The sequence below is a fragment of the Syntrophotalea sp. genome, assembly GCF_050253115.1.
Taxonomy (GTDB): domain Bacteria; phylum Desulfobacterota; class Desulfuromonadia; order Desulfuromonadales; family Syntrophotaleaceae; genus Syntrophotalea; species Syntrophotalea acetylenica.
This window is the reverse complement of sequence record NZ_JBFWJQ010000078.1, coordinates 1-11,920: the sequence shown is the minus strand read 5'-3', so window position 1 is coordinate 11,920 and position 11,920 is coordinate 1. Positions and strand designations below refer to the sequence as shown.

Here is an 11,920-nt window from a genome sequence, read left to right as displayed (position 1 = left end):
AACAAGAGCCAGGGAGGGCGACACAATGCTGGTATTGACCCGCAAATCCGAAGAAGGATTTCTCATCGGTGACGACATCCGCGTGACCGTGCTTGAAGTCAAGGGCGGCGCGGTGCGGCTGGGGATCGAAGCCCCCGCCGACAGGAAAATCTATCGGCAGGAGGTCTTCGACCGCATCTGCCGGGAAAATGAGGAGGCCGCCCAGTGGAACCCGTCCGATCTGGATGCCTTGAGCGAGAGTCTGAAAGGTGTCAAGAAAAAATGAAAACATTGACAGGAACCCGCTTCGGCGACATCGAGTACGATCCTGAGCAGACGATGCAGTTCCCCGAAGGGCTGATCGGCTTTCCCCATCTGCACCACTTTATCGTCATGCCGCAGTCCAAGCCCGGCCCTCTGTTCTGGATTCAGAGCGTGGAGGATCCGGCCCTGGCTTTTGTCCTTACCGATCCCAGCGGTTTTTTCCTCGACTATGCCGTCGCGCCCGATGCCGGCGAGCGCTCCAGGCTGGGGATCGGCGACGAGGATGAATGCCTGGTGCTGGCGGTGGTGACCGTGCCCCCCGATCGCAAGATCACACTCAACCTGGCAGCTCCCATCCTGTTCGCCCCCGAGACAAACCGGGCCCTTCAGGTGATCCTGGAAAAAACCTCCTGGCAGACCCGTACTCCGCTACCTGCGGCGTGAACCATCTTGTGATCTATAAAGTTGCCTTTCGAAAAAAATCATGGCATGATGCGATTTGTTCAAAGGGGCTTCCGTGATATCTGCAGAACTTACCCTGAGGGCGAGCATTGCTTTTAGTTTTAAACACTTAAATGACTTATCCTTTTTCTTATGGAACGCATTTCTCCCCAGGACGCCCTCCAACACTTGGGGGGGAAAAAATCGATTAAGGTCTACCTGCCGACTAAAGGCACTGGCTCCCTGCCTTTCGAAGGGGTGGCGATGCCGGTGGCCGCGACGCTGATCAAAGTCAATTTCCTCCCCAATGTCCTCCCCAACAATATCGATCAAGACGGTGAATTCAAGCTCTCCATCCAGGTTGCCGGCCCAACGGTGGCGCTGCATGGTGTGGTCAAGCAGATCGTCAATGACCGCCAATTGGTGCTTGAAGTCACCGATGCCTACGAGCATCCGCAAAAGCGCGAGCATTTTCGCATCGACCTCGATCTTCCGGTGCGCTACTGGCGTCATGTCGAAGACGTGGATGGGCGTCCGGAAATCTTCCAATCCCCTTCAGAAAGAGTGAATCTCAGCGGCGGGGGAATATTTTTTGTCGCTGAATTCAACCCTGTCGTCGGTCAGCAGCTCGGCCTCGAACTCTCTATCCCCGGTCCTCCCCGCACCGTTGTGCGCTGTCTCGGCCGCGTGGTGCGCAGCACCCCGCGCGGCGAAAAGCTGTGGGGTGTGGCGCTCCATTTTACCGATATCGAAGACGAAGACCAGGAAGAGGTCATCTCCTACTGTTTTGCCGAGCAGCGCCGCCAACTGCGCACCAAGGTGGATGTGGTCGGGCGGTAAAGGGCCATTCACCGCCGAAGTCGCGGAGCGCGCGGAGAAATCTTAAAGTCAAAAGATTGAACCGCAGAGCACACGGAGAACACGGAGGAAAAGTCACAGAAAGAACTAAAAATTCTTGCTTGCACCTTACTTTTCTGTCCGCTAAAATGTATTGCAGATGCATCGCATGGAGGCTGTATATGAAATCAGCAACTATCCCGTCCCTCAGAGTCGACCCGCAACTGCGCCAGGCAGCGGAAAGTGTCCTGAATGAGGGTGAAAGCCTTTCCAGTTTCATGGAAGAGTCGCTGCGGGTCGGGATTCGGAATCGAAAACTCCGGCAGGAATTCATTGCGCGTGGACTTGCTTCGAGAGATGAAGCGCGGCGCACAGGGGAATATTTTTCTGCGGATGCTGTTCATGGCGAACTGGAGGACATTCTGCGCAATGCGCAAAAACGACAAAAATGAGATTTCAGGTTCGCTATACCCGCGCAGCGAAGCAGGACCTCGTCCGTCTGTACAATTTTCTTGTCGAGGAGGATATTTCAGCAGCGCGTAAAGCCCTTGTTGCGATCCGCAAAGGCATTGGATTTCTTCAGGAATTCCCCTTCACCTGTCGGAAAGCAACCTCTGAAAATCCTCTGCTTCGCGAAATGATCATCCCTTTCGGGGCGAAGGGGTATGTTGTCCTGTTTGAAATTGAGGATAAAAAAACCCTGACCATATTGGCTGTCCGCCATCAGCGTGAAGAGGATTACCATTGACATGGTTTAGAAGAAAAGCGTTCACTGCTGAGTTCGCGGCGCGCGGAGGAATTTTAAAGTCAAAAGATTGAACCACAGAGCACACAGAGGGAAATCAAAAACCATCCGGCCATTTACGCGCGGAATGATACACCCGTAAAATTTCAACTACATCGTTCTTGACGCGATACGGAACGATGTAGGGTGTCTCGGCAATGACGAGTTCACGCGTGCCGGGTACTCGACCGGCTCGACCAGTTCCAGGCTGATCTTTTAACTGGGATACTGCCTTGACTATCGTCAAGGCGACCTTCGCCGCGGCTTCCGAATTATCCTGCGCTATAAACTTCTCTGCTGCATCAAGATCACGCACCGCCCGCCGCCGCAGCCATCTAATGCGCACCTTTGTTCTCCCGTTCCGCCATAACAGCCTCGTGATCAACCCATTCAGCGTCAGGGCTGTCGGCCTCGGCAAGTGCCGCCTCGATCCCCTGAGTCTGCCATTCGTTGATTTCGAGATATTGTTCCAGTGCCTCTTCAATCATGAAGGACCTGGAGCGGTGTGTCACACGCGTCAGTGCATCCATCCGCTCTTTGGTGTCGGGCTTGACGCGCACGGTAAGGGTCGCGGTTTTGGGCATGGCTTTTCTCCTGCGAGGGGGTGTTGAATACATTGTAATACGGATTGGGAGGTGTTTCGATGAAAAACTTTTACCGTTGAGTTCGCGGCGCGCGCGGGGGAATCTTAAAATTAAAAGCTTGAACCACAGAGCACACTGTGAACACAGAGGAAAAGCCACAGAGAAAATCTTTTTGTAAAATCTTTGAAAACCTTAAAAAGTTTTTTTCGCTTTCTCTTTCACGTCGTTCAGGTTTTCTCTGTGATCTCTAGCGAACGAAGTGAGCGGGTGGTTCAAGGTTCTTGATCTTCCAGCTTTCTGCACTACAAACTCCCTACCCCGCCAAGCCAACCCACAAAGCAATCAACCTTGTGATCTCCTGTAGCTGACGATCCCGAAGCCGTCCGATTTTTTGTCCCAATTTGGTTCTCGGAAGAGTCATGATCTTGTCCACCTGGACTTGTGATGGAACGGACAAGCCATTCTCAGAATGGGGTTCGACCTGGTAACGGAAGAGGGGGGTCTGCTGCAGATGACTACTCAGCAGGCAGATCGTGACGCTGGGATGTTCGGCAAACATATCAGACTGGATGATCAGCGCCGGACGAGGTTTGCCATAAGCCCCCGGCGGTGCAACCAATACGAGATCCCCTCGTTTCATTCTTCGCCCCAGTCGGCCATTTCAGCGAGTTGCTCAAGCTCACGCACCTCCTCAGGGTCATTACGGATGATTCGGGACTGCCGGCGGCATTCCTCGGCAAACCCCGGTACACGGGTATCCGGAACCCAGATCTGGACCGCCTTGAGGCCGGACGCACGCATCCTGCGGCGGTGGGTTTTTACTCGATCTTTGGATGTTTTCGCGCGACAGGGCATCTGATCCTACTTTCTGTTACATGTAACGATAGCATAATACTGCGTAGGGGCAAAGCCTTCACCGCTGAAATCGCGGAGCGCGCGGGAGGAATCTAAAATCAAAAGCTTGAACCACAGAGCACACTGAGAACACAGAGTAAAACCACAGAGAAAATCTTTTTGTAAAATCTTTGAAAACCTTAAAAAGTTTTTTCGCTTTCTCTTTCACGTCGTTCAGGTTTTCTCTGTGATCTCTAGCGAACGAAGTGAGCGGGTGGTTCAAGGTTTTGTTCACCCTTTCTCCCACTCAAACCCGGCAATATTGCGCTGCTCCGAATCGAAATCGATGCCGATCAGGTAGATATCCTTTCCCGTTCCCTGAAACTTGTGATGATAGCCGCGCGCTTTGATCTGTTCCAGCGCGCGCCCCTCGCCGTCGACCTTGAATTCGATGATGTAGATGTTGTTTCCCAGCTTAATGGTCAGGTCGATGCGCCCCTTGCTGGTCACATCCTCCGCGGTCAAGTCCAGCCCCAGGCTGGCCAGGTAGGCGTAGATGACGCTGGCATAATACCCTTCGTAGCTGCCGATGGTGTTGTTGACGTAGTTGTTGTAGGGAATCGAGGAAAACAGTGAAGAAAGGGTTTCCCTGAATCCTTCAAGATTGCCCTCTTCCAGCATGAGGTAGAGTTCGTCCTGAAAACGTCCTCTCTTCTCTTTGTGATCAGTCAGGTAGTCGATGATCATGTCGGTAAAAGAGAGCAGCACCTCTTTGTTGGGAAAATCGAGAACATACTGATACCCTCCGCGCCGCATCTGTTCGACCTTGCAAATGGTCAGGTAGCCGGCCTGAAACAAAAGGGGTTCAAGGTCTAGGTCGTCGATGTCATAGCTGTCGATCAGGCTTTCCGACACGCGTAAACTGTCCAGACGCGGGATATAGTAGTTGTTTTTCTGGATCAGCTTGATCAGAAAAGTCGGCGTGCCGGTGGCAAACCAGTAGTTCTTGAAAAGCTGACCGCTGTCGATAAACAGCAGAATATCGAAAGGATTGTAAACCCGGTCCCCCAGAAAGTTGTAGCCGTTGTACCACTGGCGCACCTGCTCCATATCGGCACCGCGCAGGTGCTCGGCAAAGACCGTCTCCAGGTCATGCTGGGTGTAGCCGCACAAAGTGGCGTAGCGGCTGTCGAGGCTGATATCCTTGAGATTATTGAGCCCGCTGAAAATGGAGACCTTGCTGAATTTGCTCACCCCGGTGAGGAGCGCGAACTTGATGAATTCGTCGCTGTCCTTGATGATGGAGTAGAGGTCTTTGAGGACCTCGCGCCCCTGTTTGGCGACCTCGATCTGATCGAGGTTGTCGACGATGAATTTGTCGTATTCGTCCACCAGGATGACGACTTTCTGACCGTATTTCTGATGGGCTTCCCAGATCAGCTGTTTAAAGCACCCGCCGATATCCTGCGGATTTTTGCAGGAAAGGCCCAATCGTCGCTGGTTTTCATCCAGGATGTTACCGACATCCTGCTTCATATCCTCCAGGCTGCGCGCTACGCCTCCGAAGCTGATCTTGATGACCGGGTATCGGGTGTCCCAGTCCCACTTCTCCTCAATATCGAGCCCGGTAAAAAGCTCCTTTCGCGCTTCGAAAAGTGCTTGCAGGGTAGAGACCAGCAGGCTTTTGCCGAAACGGCGCGGGCGGGCGAGAAAATAGTAGTTCCCCTCTTCGATCAGAGTGTAAATCAAAGGGGTTTTGTCGACATAAAGATAATTATCTTCGCGGATCTTGGCGAAAGTCTGAATACCGATGGGAAGTTTGGCCAGTCGGGTCATGATGGATTCTCCGGTTGAGCGCGGATGAGAGTGAGCTGGGCTGATTTCATTGTAGTGATTCGAGGATAAAGCATCAAAGGGAAAAGAGAAAATCTTCACCGCTGAGGTCGCGGAGGTCGCGGAGCGCGCGGCGGAAGTTTAAAGTCAAAAGCTTGAACCACGGAGCTCACTGAGAACACAGAGTAAAACCACAGAGAAAATCTTTTTGTAAAATCTTTGAAAACTTTAAAAAGTTTTTTCGCTTTCTCTTTCACGTCGTTCAGGTTTTCTCTGTGATCTCTAGCGAACGAAGTGAGCGGGTGGTTCAGGATCTTTTGCTTCAGGTTTTTCTCCCGCTTTCTCCGCGTCCTCGAGTGAGCGCAGAGAACAGGCAGTTCAGGTTAATTCCCCCCTTGCTCAATTTAATTTTTAATAGTATTCTTAATCGTACTATAAATAGTGCGAAAAGCTGTGGATCGGGAGGGCTGAGATGAAAGCAATTACTGCGAACGAGTTGAAGACAAAAGGTGTTTCGTCCATTGAGTCCGCTCTGGCAGAGGGCGACGAGGCAATTATTTCCGTGCGCGGCCAGGAGCGTTACGTTGTCATGGATATGGAGGCTTACAATCGCCTGCGCGTGTGCGAGTTGGAAGCCGCGCTTTACGCGGCCCGCCGCCAAGTTGCCGAAGGTCAAGCCGTTACCGAAAGTGTAGAGGAGCATATCGACCGACTGCGGAAAATGGACCCATGAATTTCCGCATCCTCTATACTCCCTCGTATAATAAGCGCGCTGCTAGATTTCTTCGCAAGCACCCCGAACTCCTGCCTCAATATAAAAAAACACTGAAACTGCTGGAACTTGATCCTTTTCATCCTTCACTTCGGCTGCACCGATTACAGGGGATGTTGAACAGCCTGCATTCGGTCTCGATTAATATCAGCTACCGCATTACGCTTGAATTAATCATACAGAACAAAGAAATTATCCCGGTGAATGTCGGCAGTCACGATGAAGTGTATCGTTCCTGAGAAAAGCTTTCACCGCTGAGGTCGCGGAGGGCGCGGCGGAAGTTTAAAGTCAAAATCTTGAACCACGGAGCTCACTGAGAACACAGAGTAAAACCACAGAGAAATCTTTCTGTAAAAGCCTTAAGGGTTTGAAAAGAAAAGAATCTTTTTCTGCTTCTCCTTCCTTCTGCCAGGTTTTCTCTGTGATCTCTAGCGAACGAAGTGAGCGGGTGGTTCAGGATCTTTTGCTTCAGCCCTTCTCCCACTCAAACCCGGCAATATTGCGCTGCTCCGAATCGAAATCGATGCCGATCAGGTAGATATCCTTCCCCGTCCCATGAAACTTGTGATGATAGCCGCGCGCTTTGATCTGCTCCAGGGCGCGTCCCTCGCCGTCGACCTTGAATTCGATGATGTAGACGCTGTTGCCTAATTTCACGGTCAGGTCGATGCGCCCTTTGCTGGTCGCATCCTCCGCGGTCAGATCCAGCCCCAGGCTGGCCAGGTAAGCGTAGATGACGCTGGCATAATACCCTTCGTAGCTGCCGATGGTGTTGTTGACGTAGTTGTTGTAGGGGATTGAGGCGAACAGAGAAGTCAGAGCCTGCTTGAACGCCAGCACATCAGCACCGGATAGTGCGGAATAAATCTGAGTCTGAAATTCCGCTTTCTCCGCGTCCTGGCCGGTCAGGTGCCTCAGCAGAAAATCATTGAAGGAGTAGCGGGTTTCAAGGTTTGGGAAGTTCAGGATGTACATGGTGACCGCGCCGACGTTTTCCTGCCGCCCGATGGTCAGATATCCGGACTGAAACAAAATCGGTTCCAGCTCAATGTCCTCGATATCATAGCTGTCGATCAGGCTTTTGCTGACACGCAGATTGTCCAGCTTGGGAATGTAATAATCGTTCTTCTGGATCAGCTTGATCAGAAAAGTCGGCGTGCCGGTGGCGAACCAGTAGTTGTCGAAAATCATCCCGCTGTCGATAAACAGCAGAATATCGAAAGGGTTGTAAACCCGGTCCCCCAGAAAGTTGTAGCCGTTGTACCACTGGCGCACCTTCGCCATATCGGCGCCGCGCAGATGCTCGGCAAAGACCGTTTCCAGGTCGTGCTGGGTGTAGCCGCACAAGGTGGCGTAGCGGCTGTCGAGGCTGATGTCCTTGAGGTTGTTAAGGCCGCTGAAAACGGAGACCTTGCTGAATTTGCTCACCCCGGTGAGGAGCGCGAACTTGATGAATTCATCGCTGTCCTTGATGATGGAGTAGAGGTCTTTGAGAACCTCGCGTCCCTTTTTGGCCACTTCGATCTGGTCGAGATTGTCGACGATCAGCTTGTCGTACTCGTCAACCAGCACGACGACCCGCTGCCCATACTTCTGATGGGCATCCCAGATCAGCTGCTTGAAACATCCACCGATATCCTGCGAATTCTTGCAGGTGAGCCCCAGTCGTCGCTGATTTTCTTCAAGGATGTTGACGACATCCTGTTTCATATCCTCCAAACTGCGCGCCACGCCGCCGAAGCTCAATTTGATAACGGGATAGGTCGTCTGCCAGTCCCACTTGTCCTCGATATAGAGTCCCTCAAACAGCTCTTTTCGCCCTTCGAAAAGCGCCTGCAGGGTGGAGATCAGCAGGCTCTTGCCAAAACGGCGCGGGCGGGCGAGAAAATAGTAGTTCCCCTCTTCGATCAGAGTGTAAATCAAAGGGGTTTTGTCGACATAAAGATAATCATCTTCGCGGATCTTGGCGAAAGTCTGAATACCGATGGGAAGTTTGGCCAGTCGGGTCATGATGGATTCTCCGGTTGAGCGCGTATGAAGAGTGAGCTGGGCTGATTTCATTGTAGTGATTCGAGGATAAAGCATCAAAGGGAAAAGAGAAAATCTTCACCGCTGAGATCGCGGAGGGCGCGGCGGAAGTTTAAAGTCAAAAGCTTGAACCACGGAGCTCACTGAGAACACAGAGTAAAACCACAGAGAAACCTTTCTGTAAAAGTCTTAAGGGTCTGAAAAGAAAAGAATCTCTTTTTTGCTTCTCCTTCATTCTTTCAGGTTTTCTCTGTGATCTCTAGCGAACGAAGTGAGCGGGTGGTTCAGGATCTTTTGCTTCAGGTTTTTCTCCCGCTTTCTCTAGGCGTCCTCGAGTGAGCGCAGCGAACGGGTGGTTCAAGCGTTTAAAAGGTTTTTTCATCACTCCTCCCGCCTCACTCATCACTGAGGTACCATAATCTTGGCCCCTCTCTTGCAAAATCCAAAAGCATCAACAATCCACAAGTCAAAAAACCGAACAAACAGGCCCTTGCGAGGATTTTCAGGCTTCAGTGTCGATGTTTTGACTTAGGTCGGAGTCGATTTTCCGGCAGCAGGGTTTTCAACCGCAGGGCGAAAGGTAAGTCAAAATGATGGATGAATTTGTCGCGGTGGCCCGTGACTCCGCAGAAGCATTTCGTGAAGGGCAGATCAATGATGGCAGTGCCGGCGTTGTCGCGCTGATCGATGCCATGCCGACTCTGCTGAGAAGCGTGTCTGAGGAAGAGGTGACACAGCTCAACGAAACCTTTACGGAGATGCTTAACGCACAAGAGCGAAAGGATTACCCGGCCCTGGCCGACCTTCTGGACGGCAAGCTTTTGGCGATTCTGGGAGCCAACCAGTAGCTTTCTGGCTCGCACGGATAAGACAGTTCTGTGGCTCAAAACATCGCGTAAAAGGCAAAGACATGCTCAATAGTGCTTCCATTCTCGTCACCGGTGGAACCGGTTCTTTCGGCCGCAGGTTCGTCAAAACGATCCTGATCAGGTACCCGCAGATACACCGCATTGTGGTCTTCTCCCGCGATGAACTCAAGCAGTACGAAATGGCTCAGGACTTCCCCACGAATACCTACCCGCAGATCCGCTATTTTATCGGCGATGTGCGCGATGCCGACAGGTTGAAGCGGGCTATGGAGGGGGTCGATATTGTCATTCACGCCGCTGCCCTCAAGCAGGTGCCGGTGGCTGAATACAACCCTTTTGAGTGCATCAAGACAAACGTCCTTGGGGCTCAGAATGTGATCGAGGCCTGCTATGACACCCGTGTAAAAAAGGTCGTTGCCCTCTCCACCGATAAAGCCGCTGCCCCCATCAACCTTTATGGTGCAACCAAATTGTGCTCCGATAAATTGTTTGTCGCCGCCAACCATATGCGGGGCAAGCGCGATTTGAAATTTTCTGTCGTGCGTTACGGCAATGTTATGGGCAGCCGTGGCAGCGTCATTCCCTTCTTTCTCAAAAAACGCCGCGAAGGCGTGCTGCCCATTACCGATGAGCGCATGACGCGCTTCAATATCACCCTCGATGAAGGCGTTGACTTGGTGCTGCGTGCTCTGGACATCATGTGGGGTGGCGAAATTTTTGTGCCCAAGATCCCCAGCTACCGCATCACCGATCTGGCCGAAGCGATCGACGGCAATTGCCGGACTGAAATTGTTGGCATTCGCCCCGGTGAAAAACTGCACGAGGAGATGATAACCGAAACGGATGCGTTCAATACCATCGAATTCGATGATTACTTTGTGATTCTCCCTTCGATGCATTTATGGGACGCGGACAAATTCATGGGAACTTTTCAGGGTCGTCGTTGCCCGGCTGATTTTTCCTATAACAGCGGCACCAACAGCGAATGGCTCAGTGTGGAGCGGTTGCGCGAGTTGATCAGCGATCATCTCAATCCGCAAACCCATCGCCGCAAGGATGATCTGTTGTGAACAGGTTCATTTTCTGCGCATTAAAGTTCAGGCACATAATAATTGTTGTGAGATCTTCAAGCCCGGGTTATTCATGAAGCTTTGTCGCGAAACCGGCAAGTGTCTGCCAGATCAGGCCTGGCACAGGGAGTTGCCCTGCAGACGTACTCACAGTACGTCGAAGCGCAAGGAGCGAGCACGGCTTGAGATGGCAGGCAATGGGCGGTTGCAGCAGAAGTTTTCATGAATAATCCGGGCAAGACGGGTTTTGCCCCTCCGATTCCTGAATTCAGTATTTTGCGGCAAATGCGGTGTTTTTAAAAAGCAGAAAGAAGGGGTTTATTAGTGAAAATCGTAGCTATTGTACAAGCTAGGATGAGTTCAACTCGATTTCCTGGAAAGGTGTTGAAAACTATTTGTGGGAAAAGTGTCCTCGCTCATGTTGTGGAGCGTGTTCGAGATTGTTCATTGTTGGACCAGATTGTTGTTGCGACGACAATAGGGGATGAGGATGATGTCATTGTCGAAGAAGCGAATAGGTTAAAAACGGAAATTTATCGAGGCAGTCGTGAAAATGTTTTGTCTCGTTATTACTATGCGGCTAAACAGTTCCAAGCTGACGTCGTTGTTAGGATTACTTCGGATTGTCCCTTGTTTGATTCACAAGTTCTGACTGAAATGATTGGAACTTTTTTGAAAAAAAATAGCGGCTTAGAAAGTGTAGATTATCTTAGCAATACATTGGAGCGTAGCTACCCACGCGGGCTTGATTGTGAAGTTTTTTATTTTTCAACATTGGAAAAAGCTTTTCTTGAAGCGAATAAAGAATATGAAAAAGAGCATGTAACTCCATACATCTACCAGCACCCGGAACTTTTCCGTGTCCAACAGTTGGTTAATGGTCATGCTGAATATGCCGATTATCGCTGGACCCTAGATACCGCAGAGGATTTCCGATTCGTCGAGGTCATTTATCTTGCGCTCTGGCAAAAAAAACATAATTTTAGATCGCTAGATATTTATCGTCTTATAGAGAAAAATCCTTTTTTATTGGAAGTCAACAGCCACATTAGACAGAAAAAACTTGGGGAATAAAAATTTAGTTCGAAGTAGAAACTTCCGTCTTTTGGACTGGGTCATAATCGAGATTGCGTTAGTCGTGACACTATCTATGTTCGATGGTCGTAACGTATTTTTGGTTTTTTAATCTCCTGCCATAAGTATTGATTGCAGCGTGTTTAAACTAATGATTTGGATATAAAATGACCATAAAGAAATTTTCAAAATCGTCTACTTTTTATAAAGAGTTAAAAACCACTTTTTTTTTGGAAAATGATTTTCTCCTGATTCCGTGAGATGTCTTCCCGCTTTCCGGTTTTCTCGTCCCAAGTGGCGAAAATGGGGGGCGAGAATGTCGCTCAGTTGAAAATCCGGCTCTCTGAGGGCCTCAGTTACCTTCGATCTTTGACAGATTGCCCGCAAAGCGCCAATCAAGGCGATTCCAGGGCGAGTTCGATCGTGAACACCACAAGTGCCCGGGGTTTGGCATCGTCTTTTTGGCCGGCCTTCGGCTTATCCGTAGGCTAAGCGTTGATAAAGCCCGGCGAACGCCTCGAACGACTGTGCGCTATGCCGGCTGAAGCGTA

16 protein-coding genes are annotated in these 11,920 nt (G+C 50.8%); 10 read left to right on the top strand and 6 right to left on the bottom strand.

Going from position 1 to position 11,920, the window contains the following annotated elements; all coding sequences use genetic code 11:
- The 5 genes from csrA to AB7E65_RS08995 all read left to right on the top strand — a co-directional run.
- Positions 1 to 265, top strand: a 265-nt coding sequence (gene csrA / locus AB7E65_RS09015) for a carbon storage regulator CsrA (protein WP_428745716.1), incomplete at its 5' end; no start/stop codon positions are given.
- Positions 262 to 687 carry a flagellar assembly protein FliW gene (locus AB7E65_RS09010; RefSeq protein ID WP_428745715.1) on the top strand — a complete coding sequence of 142 codons (426 nt, stop codon included), beginning with the start codon at positions 262 to 264 and terminating at the stop codon, positions 685 to 687. The genes csrA and AB7E65_RS09010, both read left to right, overlap by 4 nt.
- A gap of 186 nt (positions 688 to 873) precedes the next feature.
- Positions 874 to 1,524: a flagellar brake protein gene (locus tag AB7E65_RS09005; RefSeq protein ID WP_428745714.1), complete on the top strand. Its 651-nt coding sequence runs from the start codon at positions 874 to 876 to the stop codon at positions 1,522 to 1,524.
- A 179-nt stretch (positions 1,525 to 1,703) separates the two neighbouring features.
- Entirely contained in the window at positions 1,704 to 1,973 is a 270-nt protein-coding gene (locus AB7E65_RS09000; RefSeq protein ID WP_428745713.1) for a YlcI/YnfO family protein, read from the top strand.
- Positions 1,970 to 2,269 carry a type II toxin-antitoxin system RelE/ParE family toxin gene (locus AB7E65_RS08995; protein WP_428745712.1) on the top strand — a complete coding sequence of 100 codons (300 nt, stop codon included), beginning with the start codon at positions 1,970 to 1,972 and terminating at the stop codon, positions 2,267 to 2,269. Before AB7E65_RS09000 ends, AB7E65_RS08995 begins: the two co-directional genes overlap by 4 nt.
- A gap of 94 nt (positions 2,270 to 2,363) precedes the next feature.
- Here AB7E65_RS08995 and AB7E65_RS08990 read toward each other — a convergent pair whose 3' ends face one another.
- The 5 genes from AB7E65_RS08990 to AB7E65_RS08970 all read right to left on the bottom strand — a co-directional run bounded on the left by AB7E65_RS08990 (position 2,364) and on the right by AB7E65_RS08970 (position 5,559).
- Positions 2,364 to 2,651, bottom strand: a complete 288-nt coding sequence (locus tag AB7E65_RS08990) for a type II toxin-antitoxin system RelE/ParE family toxin (protein WP_428745711.1) — start codon at positions 2,649 to 2,651, stop codon at positions 2,364 to 2,366.
- The gene (locus AB7E65_RS08985) at positions 2,641 to 2,889 is read right to left on the bottom strand and encodes a CopG family ribbon-helix-helix protein (RefSeq protein ID WP_428745710.1); all 249 of its coding nucleotides are present in this window, start codon (positions 2,887 to 2,889) and stop codon (positions 2,641 to 2,643) included. Before AB7E65_RS08985 ends, AB7E65_RS08990 begins: the two co-directional genes overlap by 11 nt.
- 313 nt (positions 2,890 to 3,202) lie before the next feature.
- Positions 3,203 to 3,529 (bottom strand): type II toxin-antitoxin system PemK/MazF family toxin, encoded by a 327-nt coding sequence (locus tag AB7E65_RS08980; protein ID WP_428745709.1) that lies wholly within the window; start codon positions 3,527 to 3,529, stop codon positions 3,203 to 3,205.
- Positions 3,526 to 3,744: an antitoxin MazE family protein gene (locus AB7E65_RS08975; RefSeq protein WP_428745708.1), complete on the bottom strand. Its 219-nt coding sequence runs from the start codon at positions 3,742 to 3,744 to the stop codon at positions 3,526 to 3,528. The genes AB7E65_RS08980 and AB7E65_RS08975 overlap by 4 nt, the downstream gene beginning before the upstream one ends.
- Positions 3,745 to 4,014: 270 nt before the next feature.
- A complete protein-coding gene (locus tag AB7E65_RS08970) occupies positions 4,015 to 5,559 on the bottom strand; it encodes an ATP-binding protein (RefSeq protein ID WP_428745707.1) in 1,545 nt (514 codons plus the stop codon).
- A 469-nt stretch (positions 5,560 to 6,028) separates the two neighbouring features.
- Between AB7E65_RS08970 and AB7E65_RS08965 the strand changes: the two genes are divergently transcribed.
- Positions 6,029 to 6,289: a type II toxin-antitoxin system Phd/YefM family antitoxin gene (locus tag AB7E65_RS08965; protein WP_428745706.1), complete on the top strand. Its 261-nt coding sequence runs from the start codon at positions 6,029 to 6,031 to the stop codon at positions 6,287 to 6,289.
- Positions 6,286 to 6,567: a type II toxin-antitoxin system RelE/ParE family toxin gene (locus AB7E65_RS08960; protein WP_428745705.1), complete on the top strand. Its 282-nt coding sequence runs from the start codon at positions 6,286 to 6,288 to the stop codon at positions 6,565 to 6,567. Before AB7E65_RS08965 ends, AB7E65_RS08960 begins: the two co-directional genes overlap by 4 nt.
- A gap of 229 nt (positions 6,568 to 6,796) precedes the next feature.
- Here AB7E65_RS08960 and AB7E65_RS08955 read toward each other — a convergent pair whose 3' ends face one another.
- Positions 6,797 to 8,338, bottom strand: a complete 1,542-nt coding sequence (locus AB7E65_RS08955) for an ATP-binding protein (RefSeq protein WP_428745704.1) — start codon at positions 8,336 to 8,338, stop codon at positions 6,797 to 6,799.
- Positions 8,339 to 8,946: 608 nt separating this feature from the next.
- Here AB7E65_RS08955 and AB7E65_RS08950 point away from each other — a divergent pair.
- The 3 genes from AB7E65_RS08950 to AB7E65_RS08940 all read left to right on the top strand — a co-directional run bounded on the left by AB7E65_RS08950 (position 8,947) and on the right by AB7E65_RS08940 (position 11,369).
- Positions 8,947 to 9,204 (top strand): hypothetical protein, encoded by a 258-nt coding sequence (locus AB7E65_RS08950; RefSeq protein WP_428745703.1) that lies wholly within the window; start codon positions 8,947 to 8,949, stop codon positions 9,202 to 9,204.
- A 62-nt stretch (positions 9,205 to 9,266) separates the two neighbouring features.
- Entirely contained in the window at positions 9,267 to 10,295 is a 1,029-nt protein-coding gene (gene pseB, locus AB7E65_RS08945; RefSeq protein ID WP_428745702.1) for a UDP-N-acetylglucosamine 4,6-dehydratase (inverting), read from the top strand.
- A gap of 324 nt (positions 10,296 to 10,619) precedes the next feature.
- A complete protein-coding gene (locus AB7E65_RS08940; RefSeq protein WP_428745701.1) occupies positions 10,620 to 11,369 on the top strand; it encodes a cytidylyltransferase domain-containing protein in 750 nt (249 codons plus the stop codon).
- The last annotated feature ends 551 nt before the right edge of the window (positions 11,370 to 11,920 follow it).